At 39.9% G+C, this 16,563-nt stretch carries 20 protein-coding genes; 7 read left to right on the forward strand and 13 right to left on the reverse strand.

Annotation, left to right across the window (positions count from 1 at the left end):
• Positions 1-32: 32 nt before the first annotated feature.
• The 11 genes from DU508_RS16760 to DU508_RS16810 form a co-directional block, all read right to left on the reverse strand.
• Positions 33-839, reverse strand: a complete 807-nt coding sequence (locus tag DU508_RS16760; RefSeq protein WP_115403936.1) for a PRTRC system ThiF family protein — start codon at positions 837-839, stop codon at positions 33-35.
• On the reverse strand, positions 839-1,558 hold the full coding sequence (locus tag DU508_RS16765) for a PRTRC system protein B (RefSeq protein WP_055133649.1): 720 nt from the start codon (positions 1,556-1,558) through the stop codon (positions 839-841). Before DU508_RS16765 ends, DU508_RS16760 begins: the two co-directional genes overlap by 1 nt.
• The gene (locus DU508_RS16770; RefSeq protein ID WP_055133650.1) at positions 1,555-2,718 is read right to left on the reverse strand and encodes a hypothetical protein; all 1,164 of its coding nucleotides are present in this window, start codon (positions 2,716-2,718) and stop codon (positions 1,555-1,557) included. The genes DU508_RS16765 and DU508_RS16770 overlap by 4 nt, the downstream gene beginning before the upstream one ends.
• Before the next feature lie 17 nt (positions 2,719-2,735).
• The gene (locus DU508_RS16775; RefSeq protein WP_037438461.1) at positions 2,736-2,954 is read right to left on the reverse strand and encodes a PRTRC system protein C; all 219 of its coding nucleotides are present in this window, start codon (positions 2,952-2,954) and stop codon (positions 2,736-2,738) included.
• 27 nt (positions 2,955-2,981) lie between these two features.
• Positions 2,982-3,581 (reverse strand): PRTRC system protein E, encoded by a 600-nt coding sequence (locus DU508_RS16780; protein ID WP_055133651.1) that lies wholly within the window; start codon positions 3,579-3,581, stop codon positions 2,982-2,984.
• Positions 3,582-3,593: 12 nt separating this feature from the next.
• Positions 3,594-3,788, reverse strand: a complete 195-nt coding sequence (locus DU508_RS16785) for a hypothetical protein (RefSeq protein WP_055133652.1) — start codon at positions 3,786-3,788, stop codon at positions 3,594-3,596.
• Positions 3,785-4,261 carry a DUF1281 family ferredoxin-like fold protein gene (locus tag DU508_RS16790; protein ID WP_055133653.1) on the reverse strand — a complete coding sequence of 159 codons (477 nt, stop codon included), beginning with the start codon at positions 4,259-4,261 and terminating at the stop codon, positions 3,785-3,787. The genes DU508_RS16785 and DU508_RS16790 overlap by 4 nt, the downstream gene beginning before the upstream one ends.
• Before the next feature lie 52 nt (positions 4,262-4,313).
• The gene (locus tag DU508_RS16795; protein ID WP_055133654.1) at positions 4,314-5,387 is read right to left on the reverse strand and encodes a DUF932 domain-containing protein; all 1,074 of its coding nucleotides are present in this window, start codon (positions 5,385-5,387) and stop codon (positions 4,314-4,316) included.
• A 43-nt stretch (positions 5,388-5,430) separates the two neighbouring features.
• Entirely contained in the window at positions 5,431-5,808 is a 378-nt protein-coding gene (locus DU508_RS16800) for a single-stranded DNA-binding protein (RefSeq protein WP_055133655.1), read from the reverse strand.
• Positions 5,809-6,471: 663 nt separating this feature from the next.
• Entirely contained in the window at positions 6,472-6,792 is a 321-nt protein-coding gene (locus DU508_RS16805; RefSeq protein ID WP_055133656.1) for a hypothetical protein, read from the reverse strand.
• Between the two features lie 100 nt (positions 6,793-6,892).
• The gene (locus tag DU508_RS16810; protein ID WP_055133657.1) at positions 6,893-8,137 is read right to left on the reverse strand and encodes a site-specific integrase; all 1,245 of its coding nucleotides are present in this window, start codon (positions 8,135-8,137) and stop codon (positions 6,893-6,895) included.
• A 360-nt stretch (positions 8,138-8,497) separates the two neighbouring features.
• Between DU508_RS16810 and DU508_RS16815 the strand changes: the two genes are divergently transcribed.
• The 5 genes from DU508_RS16815 to DU508_RS16835 all read left to right on the forward strand — a co-directional run bounded on the left by DU508_RS16815 (position 8,498) and on the right by DU508_RS16835 (position 12,033).
• Complete coding sequence (locus tag DU508_RS16815; protein WP_115403937.1) at positions 8,498-9,592, forward strand: helix-turn-helix domain-containing protein; 1,095 nt, start codon at positions 8,498-8,500, stop codon at positions 9,590-9,592.
• Positions 9,593-10,150: 558 nt separating this feature from the next.
• A complete protein-coding gene (locus tag DU508_RS24260; RefSeq protein ID WP_317047851.1) occupies positions 10,151-10,258 on the forward strand; it encodes a hypothetical protein in 108 nt (35 codons plus the stop codon).
• Positions 10,259-10,314: 56 nt separating this feature from the next.
• The gene (locus tag DU508_RS16825) at positions 10,315-10,875 is read left to right on the forward strand and encodes a Crp/Fnr family transcriptional regulator (protein ID WP_115403938.1); all 561 of its coding nucleotides are present in this window, start codon (positions 10,315-10,317) and stop codon (positions 10,873-10,875) included.
• 75 nt (positions 10,876-10,950) lie between these two features.
• Positions 10,951-11,712, forward strand: coding sequence for an SDR family oxidoreductase (locus DU508_RS16830; RefSeq protein WP_115403939.1), 762 nt, complete (start codon positions 10,951-10,953; stop codon positions 11,710-11,712).
• 135 nt (positions 11,713-11,847) lie between these two features.
• Positions 11,848-12,033: a hypothetical protein gene (locus DU508_RS16835; protein ID WP_158542194.1), complete on the forward strand. Its 186-nt coding sequence runs from the start codon at positions 11,848-11,850 to the stop codon at positions 12,031-12,033.
• 618 nt (positions 12,034-12,651) lie between these two features.
• On the opposite strand, the gene DU508_RS16840 is transcribed toward DU508_RS16835, so the two are convergent.
• Both DU508_RS16840 and DU508_RS16845 read right to left on the reverse strand, forming a co-directional pair.
• A complete protein-coding gene (locus tag DU508_RS16840) occupies positions 12,652-13,275 on the reverse strand; it encodes a response regulator transcription factor (RefSeq protein ID WP_115403941.1) in 624 nt (207 codons plus the stop codon).
• On the reverse strand, positions 13,276-14,529 hold the full coding sequence (locus DU508_RS16845) for a sensor histidine kinase (protein ID WP_115403942.1): 1,254 nt from the start codon (positions 14,527-14,529) through the stop codon (positions 13,276-13,278).
• A gap of 117 nt (positions 14,530-14,646) precedes the next feature.
• Here DU508_RS16845 and DU508_RS16850 point away from each other — a divergent pair, with 117 nt between their 5' ends.
• Both DU508_RS16850 and DU508_RS16855 read left to right on the forward strand, forming a co-directional pair.
• Entirely contained in the window at positions 14,647-16,185 is a 1,539-nt protein-coding gene (locus DU508_RS16850) for an IPT/TIG domain-containing protein (RefSeq protein ID WP_115403943.1), read from the forward strand.
• Positions 16,186-16,299: 114 nt separating this feature from the next.
• Complete coding sequence (locus tag DU508_RS16855) at positions 16,300-16,557, forward strand: hypothetical protein (RefSeq protein ID WP_147273649.1); 258 nt, start codon at positions 16,300-16,302, stop codon at positions 16,555-16,557.
• Positions 16,558-16,563: the final 6 nt, after the last annotated feature.

Raw genomic sequence — 16,563 nt, forward strand, 5'->3', positions numbered from 1 at the left:
GGAATTGCATTTTTGCCCGCCGATTTAGGCTTTTAGGCAACTTTTATCGGGTGGGTGCGGAAATCTTTCAGATTGTGAAAAAATCCTTTGTATTCGGTCATTCCCCTGCGAAACAAGTTCCATAGCAAAGAACAACCCATTTGGGTCAATGATGAATTGATAAACAAATCTTGGTGTTCCAATGCTTCGGCAAGTGAGCAACTTGGCGTGTTATCCTCTTGTTCGGATTGCTTCAGCAATTCGCCAAACTCATCAGTAACAAATGGCAGGCTTGCCACTGTTTGGTATTTCTCTGAATTGGGTTGCTTTATCTCTCCGATAGTAGATAGTATTACTTGTCCTGTATCTTGGCTATTGCCAAAATCCAACCAATATTTTGGCACATCTTGATAGTATCTGCGATAGCTTATTTCTTTAAGAATTTCAGCAACGCCAAACCTCGCCTGTACATTATCCACGCACGTAATAGTAATGATTGCCCTTGCGTCTTCGGGCAATCTGCCGAACTTATCCTTTTCAAATTTTACTGTTTTAGCTTTCCAATTTGTACCTGCCCAACGGTTGCAACGATTGATTAAAGCAACGGATTTGTATAATCCTGTTTCACTTTCTGCAAAACGCTGTCTGCCCAAATTGGCACTCATGATAACATCATCATCCCAAAGGCGGACTTGCAACCCTGCGTGTCCTAATGCTATCAAACTTTCGTTTATTTCCATTAAGGCGGTCAATACTTTTGAGCCTGTACCACCTCCTCCGATAAGGTTTACCGAAATCGGATTGGTAGGATTGAGTAAATAGTTGTCCGTAAAATGAACTGCTGTTTTTGTCGTATTCATCACAATAGATTTTTAAGGGTTTTGTTATTCTTTTTTAATACTTCTTTCGGAAAGGGTTTATCTGTGCTGATAAGGTCTTTCCAAAGGGTTACAATGTTTTTTTTCGTTAAGTTTTCGCATAATGAATGACTGAAATAAGAATTGAAAAAATAATGTTCCCACGCCTGTATAAATTCCTCAACCGAAGCCGAATTTTTAATGTCAATACTCACAGTACCCATACATACATTGCCCTTTTCGTAGATATTGAAGAAAGGTGCATAATACAATGGCGTTTTCTCGGTGGGTCTTCTGTCGTTTGCTAAAGCAAATACCGTAAGACTGCTTTTATTGGCAAACCATAGCATTGGCGGTACTTGTGCCTTGCCGTTGGAAATACCTAAACTATCTACAAAATATATCTGCCTTTGCTGTGTTTTGGTGTACCATAGCACTGTACCTTTTTCGCTCGGATTAATATGCAGAATGTTGGTCGGCAAAATTCCCTTTGGCTTTAAAAAGGCTTTGCTATTTTCTTCATCGGTCTTTAGAGCCTTTGCCAATACATTGGCTTCTTTTACTGTCAATGGGTGAGCATTGATAGGCGTTCCGTTGCTATCCATATCAAAATACTCCACATACACATCGGTATTTGTGCCTATGGTTTCGTAAAAAACCAAAGCAGATTTCGGATGGTACAATGTGCCAAAATTTTCGGTGATGTCGTTTACGATGTTCATTTTTCTGTTGTTTTATAGTCGTCTAATATTGTGCAGAGGTCATCCAATAAGGCAAACAGGCGGTTCTCAAAATCGAGATTTGTTGTTGGTATTTCACTTACGTCAAATCGCTTGGAAATGGTTGGTTCTTCCATTGCTCCGTACTCGCTAAATTCATTGTTGATGGTATCGGAAAGGCTTCCGTATAACCAACCTTTGATATCTGCAATAAATGAAATGTACTTTTCCATTCCGATTATTTCATTCTCGTCATTATCATAAGGGTCTTTTTCGGGCAATGTTGCGTTTCTGAAAATATTTTCGCTTGGATATTCAGTATAAAGGGCAAACGCATTGCGAGCAATTTTCCAACATTCGCTATCGAACGTATCAACACTTTTAAATCGGTTCAAACGCTTTTCAAATACCTTTAGATTGATGTGGTTGAATAGCTTTTGTTCTATTTTATCGCCAATGTATTCGGCATTTCTCAACTCACGTTTGTTGGTTTCGGTTTCTGCCGTTTCCTCGTCCTGTTCCACCCAATCATTCATCGTTTCGTAAAGCCAATACAAATAACTTTCTTCCTGCCTGTAATAGGGAATTAGGACGATGTGGTACAGATAACTGCATACCGACAGTAAAAGTTGTGCGGTCTTTTTACGCTTCGGGTCTTTGAGCATTTTAAACAGTGGCTTAATGGGAATATAGTACAAAGTTGTACCTGTATTGTATCGTTCCTCACTCACAAAATAGGTTTTACCGCTATTCTGTATCAATTTGAAACCATCCCAATTGATATTGGTACGCTTCAATTTAGTTTCCATATCCCACATAGACAATGTTATATTGTAGGGAAACTCAAAATCTTGGGTTTGCATTGGCTCAATGCTGTAATGCTCGGCAAGTCGGGAAAGGGACTTGTAAAAATCCCTCTCCGTTTTCTGACAAGCCTGTACGGATTGTGCTGTTTTCAGTTTAGGCAGAAATGTACATTTTAGAATAGCATTGGCAACATTGCTATCGGTACGGATTTCTGTTTGTCTTTCTGCACTTGGTTGGCGTCCTTTGGTCTTTGCATCCAATTGGCGAACTCGCCCAACTGTCGGTGTAACTGCTGTTGTCGTTTCTGTTCGGGTATGCTGATAACTCCCGATATGATGTTGCGCTGCATAATTCATCGTTTTAAAATTTTGGTTTAACCTTTCGTACCCATTACGCTCTCAAATTTGTACTCGACTGCATCGTCTTTTATTTGTGGTGCTGATACTTTTGCGGTTGTCAAAATCGGGTACATATTGGCGTAAAAATTCATTACGGCTTCCACGCTCCAACGTGGTTCGGGGTCGGTCAGTCTGATGTCCTGTCCTTTATCTTTGAGTATGAAAACTCGCTCTAATTGCGTTGCTAATAACATAACTTTCTGATTCTGGGGTTAACACTTTTATTCTTCTTCGTCCGCTTCATCAATAGGATAATCGGCAGTAACTGCTTCCTCTGGCGATTCATGTGGTGCTTCTTCCGTTGCTCCGAAAAGGCTCGGTGTTGCAAACTTGTCGGACAATGATATTTTGCGTTTGCGTATCTCGTCCGCTTTTTCGGGAAACTCCGTTATATCGGGAACTTTTATCCACGCTTCACGGAATTTGCCCTCTTTTTCCAACTCGTCCGCCTTTGCCATTGCATCTTTAAACTTCTTGTCTTTGGCTTCTTTTTCTTTTTTCTCTTTTTCGGTTTTTGCTTTCTCGATTGCCGATTGTGCTTTGGCTTCATCAAGTTGCTTTTGAAATTTTTCCATATCCACCATTAAGCCCGATACCTTTTGTATCGGTGTTGTTATCTGCTCAAAAAATCCCTCGTCAAACTCTTGGGGTGTGGCGTTGAATGTCAATGGGGGAATACCGTTTTTGGCACTATCTCCGCATTGTTCGTTGTTAAGCAATACTGTTACAATTAGGTTGCTTTCTATTCCTTTTGAAATGTTCAGTTGCAATACTCCTGTAAAGTCTAACTGCTGTATCTGATTGAAAAAATTTGTGTTCATCGTTCTAAAATTTTAAAGTGTTGTTACTTGTTCTTTGATTGCTGTCAGTTTCTCATACATATCCCTCCAATAGGCTTTTTGCCTTTTGTCGAACTCCGAAAAACGTTTGTCTTCATGGTGGTATTCTTTGTAATCTGCTGTTATTCGGATAGCTTCGTCAAGGTCTGTTACTTCGATTTGGAAACCGTTTAAATCAATTATTTTCATAGTGTTGTAATTTTACGTTCCAAAAGAGTTTCCAATATCTCGTAATCGCTTTCGTATTCTTCGCCCTCAAAGTGATAGAGGTCTGTTTCTTCGTCCTGCTCGTAGGTTTCAAAATCATCACCGCCCAAAAATATATCGCTGAGTATGCCATCCCGATAAGTTGCTCTCCCGTAAACAAGGTTTCCCATTTCTTCATAGTCCTGTACAAAATCCACTTGGTAGTATTCTGATATCTTTTGAATAATTTCAATATTGGGCGACCATTTTGTTTCATATTGAAATTGCCCTTCATCGCCCTCGTTCCAATAGATATTGAAGAAATACCCACCGTTGGTATCTTCCATAAATTCGGGTAGCTGCCCTTCTTCGGTTTTTTCTTCCTTTTCCTTCATTGATTGGAAAAGTTCTTGTATTGCTGTGATTGCTTCGGGTTTCCCCTCGAATACAACCGTATTACTGCACCAATTTGCCATAACTTTTGTTTTTAGTAGGCTACCACCGATTAAAGCGGTAGCCTGTAGTTAGTTAATTAAGATTTAGGATTTCCGCACCGTCTAAAGCAAATTCGTTACACAAGTCAAATGCTTTCTGTGATTTGAGTTGGGCAGTACCACCCAATACAATGCTTTGTAATTTGGCTTCGTCATTCTTGTAATTTCTCACGTTCTGATAGTAGCCTGTAACAGCGTTGTATGCTCCGAACAAAGTGCCTTTTGTCGTGTCCATTTGCTGTGTATCGCTTATCATTGCGTATGCAAATGCGTCCTCAACGGTATTTTTGAATACGGTGGAAATTTCATCCATAGCACCTTTTTTCAGCAAATCAAAGGTTTCCTTATTCGGGCAAAGTGCCAATTGGATTAGCTTTTTAACCTCTTGGTCTGTTACCTTTACTTTTGCCCACTCATTAAAAATGCCCTCTAATTGGTTGCTAAATGTATTGGCAAGTCCCATAATCTTATGGGCATTCTCAACACGTTGTTTTGCTCCCGAAGTGTGTTTGATGCGGACAACATTAGTCATACTGCGTAATGAAGCGTTTAAGGTATTTTGACAAACAATTCTGATAGGCGTGAATGCGGCTGTGATACTTCCGCTACCATCGTGCGAAGTGGTTAGGAAAATGTACTTTTCCGTTACATCGTCGCCATTGCCTACACGGATATAATCGGGCAATTTGGCTGTGATAAATATGCGTTCTCCGTTGCCTAATGCTCCTGCGGTTTCGTACAGAATACCATCGCCACCACCTACAATAGCATCAAAGAAATTAAAGGCTTCACGGTTTTGTACAATGTGGTAATCCTTACCGACTACTCCCAACACTGCATTGTTATCGGTGCGTATGTTGGCAAAATAGTTAGGAACTTCTAATTCACTACTGCCTATCTCTATGCCGTTAGCTGTTTCGATAATGCCCGAACCTTTGGTAAATAGTGGGGATTTTACGACTTCGTAATCTAATCCTGCGTGTTTGATAGCTTCCTCGCTTGTCGGGTACTGTTCTACGATTTGCCCCAAGTTGTGCCACGCTTTTTGCTGAACGCTGAAAAATGAATAACGTCCTGTTCTCTCGTTGAAATTGATATTATGTGCCATAATGTTAAAAATTTGATGTTAAAAAATGATTGAATACTTGTTGTTAAAATGGGAGGTCGTCCTCTGCTTTATTGTTGTTTGTGTTTGTGGTAGCTTGTGCCGTTTCCGATTTTTTGCCACCGCCGTGCAATTTGATTTGTGAGGTATGGAAATTCAGTCCTGCTCTTGGTTCTCCATCATTACCTGTCCACGCTCTTGTGCTTACTCGTCCTGATAGTTCTACCAAAGTGCCTTTTGTGAGTAGCTTGGCTACATTCGGGGTTATCCAATAGGAGCAGTCGAAATAGGTTGTTTGCTCTATGCGTTCGCCCTGTTTGTTACGGTAGCTGTCGTTGGTCGCTACTGAAAAATTTACTACTTGTTTGTCCTGTGACGTTGTGCGTACTTCCGCATCTCTTGTCAGTCTTCCTGTAATGGTCATGATTTCTACTTTTTTGCGTTATTAATTTTGTTCTGATTTTTCCCTTGATTTATTCGGCAATGAGAGGAGGTGCTGAAGTTTCGTTTCACTCTTTTGCCATTTCCAATGCTGTATTTTTTCATTTCTGACATTTTTTTTATTCGTCTAAAGAGCCGGAGTATGCTTTGTTTCGTTTCACGAGCATAAAAAGGTTAGTGTTTAGCAGGAACAAGGTTTTGTCAAGAAAATACGACCCGAATGGGTGGAGATTTTTTTGCAAACCAGGAAGGCACGACCTTGTTCCTGCGTTAAGAACACGGAAATACCTTTGCTCTTGAAATGGAACAAAAAAGCATATCGGTTCTTGAATAAAAAATCATGTGGAAGCACTTGAAAAAGGCATTGAGGAAATGGCCTTATGATTACAAAACCTGCAATTACATTTAGCAGAATTTATTTTAGTATCTCAAAGTATTGTGGCTTTGGAAGCCACGTAAACGGTACTGAAAATACTTGTTGAGGGATAAGATTGGATAGTTTTCAGTATGGTTTATTAAGTCATCCTACCAAAGCTCTTTTATTGCATGGGATGGATGCTGGAGGAATAAATGTGCTTTTGAGGATTAAGTATGGGCATAAAAAAAGCAGGATTTTTAAATCCTGCTTTTGAAAATGTGTTAATTTCTAAATTACTTCTAATTTTGAAAAATGTTCTCTAAAATGAACCATTAAGATTTCTACAAACCTTCCGATAATATAGCCTTTAGTTGCTTCATCAGGTGCTGGATTTTTAGACCAATAGGTGGTAACTATCTTAAGTCCGTTAGTATGATCTTTAGGTTGTAGCAAAACTTTCTCAGACCATTGGTCTGGAGTGTGATTATAAAGAACCTCTTTATCCTTATTTAATTTAATCTCCCAGGTTTTTAACTCACCTTTTCTAATTTTTGCATTGATAGCTTTGAATAAAGCATCATTATCTTTTGTGTGTATAATTATTTGCATACTATAAATTGATTTAAGTAGTTAATTACCTGACAAATAGAATACCACCATTTAAAAAACAACAAAAAGTCTTGCTTTTTTAGAATATAACGACAACCTGTCATGGTATAAACGCATCTTCCATCGCTTTGAACCTATGTGAGACCGAATCCATATCTTGACTAATTTTCTGACTTGTGATTTTAGCGTAAATCTGTGTAGTTGAAATGTTTTTATGTCCCATCATTTTGCTAAGACTTTCTAGAGGCACGCCCTCTGTTAAAAACATTGTTCCAAATGTGTGCCTTGCTGTATGGAAAGTAACTTTTTGTTCAGTAACAATCTCTAATTCCTGAACAAGTTTGTCTATATAGCTATTACAAATTTTATTAGTTGGAACAGGAAAAATAAAATCATTTCGGGTAGTACCTTTATATTTTTCAATAATACGTTTGGGTATTTCCATAAGCCTAACATTAGAGGCAACATCAGATTTTTGTCTTCGGCTTATAATCCAATCGTGACCATCAAAAAAGGATTGTATGTTAGTACTTTTAAGTTGTTTAATATCTATATAAGATAGTCCTGTAAAACAGCTGAATACAAAAAGATCCTTTACAATTTCATAATTTTGTTTTGAAGGATTGTGTAATAACAGGGATTCAACGTTTTCCTTAAGTAAATAGCTACGGTCATTTTCCTTCATCGATATTTCATAATCTTCAAAAGGATTTTTCCTGATAAGACCGTTTTTGACAGCTATTTCCGCAACACGATAGAGTGGCATCGTATATACCCAAACAGTATTGTGTGTGCACTTTTTGTCTATTCTAAGGAAGAAATCAAACTCTCTGATAAAATCACACGTCAATTCCCTGAACGCCATGTCATCACGATGATACCTGCTTTTAATAAATTCAGCAACATGGTTATAGACAATTTTGTACTTATAGTAGGTACTTTCGGAGCGTTCTCCTTGTACTACCATTTTTCCAAAATCATCATTATTCTTTTTAAATACTTTCAGCAAGGAATCTTCCATTACACCAACACCTAGAAATGCAAGTTTCAGCTTTTGTGCCGTTACAAAACCCTCGTGTTTCATCATATCTTCATAAAGGGTATCGATACGTGCCCGTATATTATCCAATTTTTGATTAATACCTAGTGCTTTTGCACTCTTGCCTTCAACTCTTCCGTACTTTAAATCCCAATTATTGAGGTTGATTTCTAACTTAGTTCCCAAAGTCTTAGGTGTCCCATCAATGGTAATGCGTGCCATAATAGGAGCATTACCATTCTTTTTCGGCTCGTTCTTTTTTAAGTAGAAAAGTAGCTTGAACGTGGATTTTTTTGTCTGTTCCATAACTCAAATGTTTAATGTTTAAAATTAAATTACATTGATTTACAAGGGAATATGAAAAATAGCGCAAAACACTGAAATATAATCAGTTATGCTGAAAGGTTACTTTATAAATCGGTAATGAATTAGTAACCTATCTTTGTATTTTTAAGACCAAAACCTATCAGACACCGAGTTCCAAACTAAGACTACTGTTTTATAAAGCATTGTATATAAACGGTTTTAACCGTTTTGCTTATTTTTGCTTTTTACTAATCTTTTTATTGTAAAATAAGACAAACGACTTGGCAAACCTGTTCGACTGGATACAAACAAACATTCCGTTTAGATTTAGATGTTATATTTGAACCGTATTTTGACGACATGGAATCTTCACTGCCTTTACTTTTAACCGCACTTAGTGCAGGTAGCCTTTTCTTAGCCGCATTCTTGTTAAGCACAGGCTTACTAACACAAAATAAACTAGCTAACAGATGGCTGGGTGCATTTTTCTTGTTGCTAAGCCTTGTTTTTGCACAATTTCTTTTGGAATTGGCCGATATGCCCAACTCTGTATTGATCAGGCTTACTGAATGGCCCCGATGGCTAATCTTTCCCTTTGTTCATTTTGCCGTCTATGCTTTTGTGCGTTCGGATAAAATGACGAAGTTTTGGTATCTGCACCTATTGCCAGCCATATTGTTCATTTTGTTGTTTATTTTAAATGATGCCGGATTTCTACCCTCATTTAGTACGCCAGCGATCTTAAAATGGCTAGTAAAATATTTCTTTTTTTTCCAAGGATTGTTTTATGCCACGTTGAACTTAAAAATACTTAAATCGCACAAAGCTAGGGTAAGGCAGTTGTTAGCAGATCACGATTCAGACCTGAACTGGCTTCGTCAGATTGTGTTGGCACCGTTTTATATTGCGTTAATTTGGCTCTTGGTCAGGTATTGGGAATTGGGTCAAATCACTTCGCAATTGATCTATTTAGGCTTTTGCTTGTATTTTATTACAGCGGCTTTGCAGCAGCGAGCGGTGTATCCTATTGGAGTTGACACACCTAGCAATGATGAAGAAATACAGAAACAAAATCGCAATGATAAGCAAAGACTTACCCATGAGCAAGTTGAGCTATTAAAAGACAAGGTGACGATAAGTATGGAAAAAGACAAACTGCACCTAGACCCTAGCCTGAATTTGAAAATGATGGCCGATAAAGTGGGAATAAATACCCATGAACTTTCTTTGGTACTAAACCAGGGTTTTGGCAAAAACTTTTATAATTACATCAATGGCTTGCGTGCCGAAGAAGCCCTAAAACTATTGAAATCAAGCGAATATACTCGCGGCGATATGCGTGAAGTGGCAATAAGATCAGGGTTTAATTCTCGTACAACATTCTATTCGGCTATAAAGAAAATAAAAGGCGTATCTCCATTAAGTATATTAAATGAAAACACTGACAAGGTTTAGCCTTTAAAATTAACTTCAGCCTTGGTCAACACGATCACCAATGCCGCTGAGACAGCGGCCAAAACAGCCCATAAAATCCACATATAGTATATCCTTTATCATATAACATAAACCCTTTAAAAAAGATTGTAACAAATAACGGATGGATCAACAGTGAATCCCATCCGCGGTGGCGGGTTCCAATGTCGTGGTTGAGAAGGAACCAGACAAAGATCATGTTATATCTTGTCTTTTACTAAGGCCCCACTGTAATTACCTTAGCAACAGGACCCAGGTTGATCGCCGACAACCGTGAAGATGTTTTCAAGTTATTTGATCTTTATCCATCCCGTGGAGTCATCCTCGTCCTTGAAGCTTTTGTAAATACGCCATAAATTACCTCCAAGTGGATGACGCACTCTGTGCAACAGGTTTGCCCACTGCACAGTGTCTTTCGGAAACATGTCTACCAAATGCCTCAATACATGTTGAAAGTATTAACCGGACAAACCGCACAGCAACACGTCCACAAAAATTGATGGAAAAGCCAGGGAAAAACTTTCCATAACGGATTTGACCGTGAGCGAGATTGCTTATCAACTGGGCTTTGAGCATCCGCAATCTTTCAGTAAACTTTTTAGAGCCAAAACAGCTTTTGCCTTTGGAGTTCAGACAGGTTTTAATTGAAGCGATTTTTACCAAATGGTAAATCGCTCAGAATAACTATTGCTAACTTTGCAGTCATGAAGGAGTTGATAGAATATATTTTACAATTTGGCAATCTGAACAAGCAGCAAATCGAATTGATTTCAGGGAAAGCAAACCAAATCGAACTTAAAAAAGATGAATATGTCGTGGAAGCTGGAAAAATGTTCAATCAGGTTATTTTTGTATTGGAAGGAGTTTTGCGGATTTGCTATTATAATAACAAAGGTGCGGAGATAACCAAGTATTTCATCGATGAAAATCGCCTGCTTGCAAATCCTTACAAGGGCGAACCGATGACAGAATACATACAGGCAGCCACAGATTGTAAATATATTGTGTTTTCCCAACCAGATTGGGAAGAACTTTCAGAAACCATCATCAGCTGGGACAGCATTACAAACAAGATATTTCAAAAAGCCATTGTCGAAAAATTGGACAGGAGAAGTTCGTTGGTTTCGGAAGACGCCACTACCCGCTATCTCGCTTTTTTGAAAAAATTCCCAAATTTGGTCAACCGCATTCCACTCTCCTACATCGCTTCTTACCTTGGCATCACACAGCAATCGCTCAGCAGGATAAGAAAAGACATCCATTGATTGCTTTTTACCATTTGGTAAACGATTTCATCTTTCAAAGAAGCAATTTTGCATTGTTATTTTAAAAATGAAAAAATGAACATAGCATTAATTACAGGAGCCAACAAGGGAATTGGCTTTGAAGTGGCAAAACAATTAGCAGAAAAAGGCTTCCATGTTTATCTCGGAAGCCGCAATTTGGAAAATGGAATTGAGGCCGTGGAAAAACTGAAATCGGAAGGTTTAACTAATATCGAAGCCATCCAGATCGATGTGACCGATGATCGCTCCGTTCAGGCAGCCCGCGAAGAGATTGGAAAAAAAACCAATACGCTGGATGTCCTCATCAACAACGCCGGCATCACAGGGGCACAACTGGATGAAGCCGGAAACATGGTTCCACAAACCGCAGCAGCAACAGATGTGAGCATTTTCAAAAACGTGTACGAAACCAATGTTTACGGCGTGGTAAGAGTCACACAGGCATTTTTGGATTTGATGAAGGAAGTGGCAGCGCCGAGGATTGTGATGGTAAGTTCGAGCCAGGGTTCGATCACACTGCACAGCGACCCGACATATAAATATTACAAACATAAAGGGGTGGTTTATCTGTCTTCAAAATCAGCGTTGAACATGTACACGGTGAACCTGGCTTACGAATTACGGGACACTGATTTCAAAATCAACGCTGTAAGTCCCGGTTTTACCAAAACGGATTTAAACTTTAATAATGGCACCGGCTCCGTCGAAGATGCCGCAAAACGCATCGTAAAATATGCTTTGATTGACAACAACGGACCAACAGGCAAATTTTTCTGCGAAGAGACCAATCCTGACGGCGGGGAAATTCCGTGGTAATCGGCAGACAAACTTTGAAAGGGGCTCAAGGATAAGTTCACTTATTCAAATATTATGGAGCGCTGAACTCCTGCGCAGAAAGTCCAGAAGCAGATGATCTCGGAACTTTCAATTGGAAATCCAAAGGGTGTTGGCATGGATAATTTAATAAAAGAAATTTCAAATGGACTTTTTGCCAGTGTCGCAGATATGATAACCGTGGTGAAAGATTCCAGTGTAGAGCTATTGGAAATCCTAATGAAGCCAGTTTATGAACTCCCATTAGAAGATCCATTTGAGGCAGATGAGCAACGCAGGCGAAACAGTGTTAAGTTGAAATAATGAATTTTCCTCCGAGAGAGTATAAAACTTTCAGGAACCAGGTTTGAACACATATTGATGCAGGATATTTTCGTGATTAAACTAACTGTGGATATTAGAGCGCTATAGGATAATGGAGACCTTATCTGAGAGGATTGAACTTAATCTGGCATCGGAACTGGCAATACTGCCCATTGAAAAAATACTTTGGCTTAATCATGACCTGAGTTTAAAATTGCTTATGAACTTTATTAGCTGTTTCTAACGTGGATTTTGCTGTTTTTTAAGTTTCAGTGCAAAGTCTAAAGGGATTTCCTTGGAAAAATTTCACGTTGACATGCGATTCATCAAACAAAAAATGTACCATATCAAAGCACCTAAGTAAACATCCGGCTTCATTTGCATGCTTTGGCGAATTTTAGAACTTTGTTCATCATCCGTTACATGCCATCCTTGATCCTGCAGTGGAGTCTAACCGTCAAGAATTTCTGATGTAGAAATGTCAGCCAAAATCGCTGTATGTTAATATTTCCAATATTTTTTTGAGATCATGACTGTATGAACAGATTTCATTCATCCGTTTAATGGGAAATATACTTTTACAGTTTGTGCTGCACAATACCGCAATTCTGAAGATATTTAATTGATCCACCGCTTGTTACCAGCCACTTTCAGCGCTTCAGCTTTGCTGTTGACTGCCATTTTCTGATAGATGTTTTTGATGTGGCTTCGAACCGTTTCTTTGCTGATAAATAAGTCAAGAGCGATCTTGGTATAACTTTTACCTTCTGCAATGCCTCTAAGTACAGCTGTCTCGCGATCCGACAAGGGCGAATCCTGTGGACGTACAAAGGAGTTGACGACCATTTTGGCTATCTGCAGGCTCATAGGAGCACCCCCAGCAAAAGCGTCCGCCATGTTCTGGATGATCTGATCAGCATCTGAATTCTTAACGATATAGCCCCCAGCGCCAGCACATAGAGAACGAAAGACCTTGTCACTATCCTCCAGTACTGTTATGATCAGCACAATACATTCTGGCCGCTGCTTTTTGACCCGAAGTGTTCCTTCAATACCGTCAATACCAGGCAGGTCAATATCCATTAATATCAGGTCAGGCGCGTCCTTTTCAAGGTTTTTCAGTGCCTGTTCACAATTTGCATACTGTCCGGCTACACGATAGCCAGGCGTAAGTGCGATGAGTGTGGCAAAGCCCTCCCTTATCTTGTCGTTATCTTCAACGATGGTAATAGATCTTTCCATTCAATCCTCGTTCAGCGGAATGGCCGGTACGGTGATTCCGATACACGTTCCGCTGTCTTTTTTTTCAATAGTTAATACTAAATTATTTTTCTTACAACGCCGTTCCATATTCGCAAGCCCATAGTGCTCGCGATCCGAGTCTGGATCCTTCCAAGCACCGTTATCATGGAGTGCATAATGAATACAGCCAACCGGACAGCTCATGGCCAGCTTAACTTCTGTCGCACCCGAATGTTTGACGATATTGGTCATTGCTTCTTTAAAGATAAATAGGATATTGAGTGCGGCGAGCGGACCGAATTGCAGCAACCGGCATTCAGTTGCGGTGGATGAAAAGGCAATATCGAACTGGTTATAATAGCGCTGTCCATAACCAGTGAGATAGTCAAAAAGTTCTTTCGGTTCATCACTGTTATGATTCAAATGCCACAGAAAATCCTTGCTGCTGGCATATAAGGCATTGCTGTTTTGAATAATACTTTCAACAATGGGTTGTAAATCATCGCCCGGCTCCAGTTTATGCTTTAACAAAGACGCCTGCCGTGTAATCGCTGAGAGCATATTGCCTGTTTCATCGTGAAAATCTGTCGCAATGGTCTCACGCATGTTATTTAACTGTTCAGTACGGAGTTTGACCGCTTCATCCAGCATGGTAATCTTTTGATCTTGCAGGTTTCTGATCTGAGTCCGATCACGTTCTTGGTCATATTGCTGCCAGGCCAGAAAGCCGCCAAAAAAAATTGTGATCAGGCAATTCATGCCTAATGCATAGAGCGGTCCGCCCAATATCGAGTGAACGGGAGGAGCTATACCAGCATGAAGTGTTTGATAATAGATAAATGCGAAAACACCTAAATTGCTGAACATTGCCCACCAGCCAAACTTTTTATCTGCCCAAATAGCGGCCAGCAAGTACATATGCAGAATACTGATATTGGAGGAATAGATCAACCCGGAATCCCTTATCCAGTCATAAATGATGAAATAAGTTACCAGGGCAGTAATCGTCATTGGGACACGATAATGGCTTAAGTACTTAATAGAAAACAGCAATATGATGATCAATGCATCATTGATCAGGTAGCCAATGAAAGAACGATGCATCCAATACATAAAAACCGGGAACAAAAACATCAGCGGAATGCCGATCAGCGCTGAACTTACGATTACCCTGAATTCATGGTACTTAGGATGCATATTATCTTTTCGCATCTCTTTCGGCATGAAGTAATTGACGGCCTGCTCAAATATCATAATGACCAAGATACGTGATAATGTTGGCTAACTGTAATGAACGGCCAAAAATACCGCAATCTGGGGGATTGATATGTACCAATGGTCAGGTTAACTTAGCACTGCTTATTTTTAAATATGAAAACACTGCTACCTCCTTTATTTTTGTTATTGCTTGCTTTTGCTGCCTGCAAAAAGAATAAATCAGCATTACCTGAACCTACTCCGCCTGCCGGTATAGGCAACGGCAATACTACCCCACCTGAAACCAGTGGCAGAGTAACGATAACAGGTATAGCTCCAGCTTCCGGTCTGCCAAATACAGTAATTACGATAACCGGTTCCAATTTTGGAACATCGGCGAACGATCTGCTGGTGTTCTTCAATGGTGTAAAAGCAATAATAGAAACCGTAACGTCGACAGAAATTAAGGTTCTGGTACCGGTAACGACTAGCGGATACATATCGGTGGTAAAGAACAATCAATCTGTTACAGGCCCTGTATTCAATTACATATTCCCGGAACTCAATGCGGCTTACGTCAGCGGGGATGTAACGCTGCACAATCAGGCGGAAGTTGATCTTTTCGTTGATCTTAATAAGGGCAAACAACTGCAAATCACCGGGAACTTGTATGTCGGTGCTGCCAATCTTGTAAGTACTCAAACCAACGATATCACTTCAATAGCAGGCCTGGAGCTTATCACCTCGGTTTCCGGTCAGATATTCCTCTATAAGATTAATCTTCCCCAAGCCCCGTTTTTAAACTCCGTAACATCAGCTGGGAGTATCAATATCTATTCCAGTGGTTTCACGTCGCTCAGCTTTAACCAGCTCCGTGCATTCTCAGGATCTTTAACTTTAAATGGCTTAAGCCAGTTGAACCGCATTGACATTAAAATATCTCCAAATGTAGGCAACATCAGTATATCCTCATGTCCGTTACTTGCCGACATGTCGTTCTTAAACAGTGTTTCTTTTGCCAACCAGGTATCGCTATCCGGTATAGGAGCAACTTCCATCATTATGGACAAATTAACCACAGTAGGCTCCGCTTTGTCTCTTTCAGGAAAAAATTTAACCTCGGTCAGCTTTAGATCACTGACAACGATAGGCAGTTCTGCCCCAGCTGGCAGCCTAACCGTGACTGCCAGTCCACTGTTAGCTAGTCTGAATTTTAACGCGCTGACCACCATGGGTGGAAAATTAACGTTAAGAGGCATTAACATTACTGATATGAGCGGTTTCGGCTCACTACGAAGTCTTGGCTCTATACTGATCGAAGGTAATCTGGCATTAACTGACCTGCACGGACTGGAGCATTTGACCAGTTTAATTTCCGCAGCTATTGTCACAGGAACACTTGCTGGTTCTAGCCCGATAAGCCGTGTAAACGGTATTTACATTAGCAACAACGCAAAACTGACTTCTTTGAACGGGCTTCAAAACGTTACCAACATTCCAATCGCTTACATCAGCGATAACGGAGCGCTCAATGATCTTTGCCCGTTCAAGGCATCTATCATCGCATTGAGCAAATTATCAGCTTATTCCTTTATTTACAGAAACCAGCTCGATCAGTACCGGACAACGTCAATCGCTGCTTTAACCTTGACAAAGAATGGCCGTTATGCAACTACACAAAATGCTGTAGATGAAGTAACGCTTTGTAAATAGGGAGTTACCGCACATATAAGCAGGTTTGAGTCGATGACTTCATGTCGGATATGGATGATTCCCGGTTTGATCATGTGATCCCTTGGTGATGAATCAGTGCATACTGCCGGTGAATTGAAACCGCTGTTCGATTATTCCTCCACCGCCTTTATCGACCGTAATTACAGCATGGGCAAGATCTTTTTGATGCAATACGAGGCTGCGAAAAAACAATATGCGAATGGAAAGAAAGCGCTGGTAATCCTCAACACCTATCACGGCTATACTCATATACCTGCCTTTCAGCCCTTACCCGCCCGCGATCTGGTTTACAGCGCCGCTGAAATGATTCGCAAATCCTTATCCGCAAACCGCTACCGGTATCTATATTAATTGTTA

This window comes from Pedobacter chinensis, assembly GCF_003339865.1.
Taxonomy (GTDB): Bacteria; Bacteroidota; Bacteroidia; order Sphingobacteriales; family Sphingobacteriaceae; genus Pedobacter; species Pedobacter chinensis.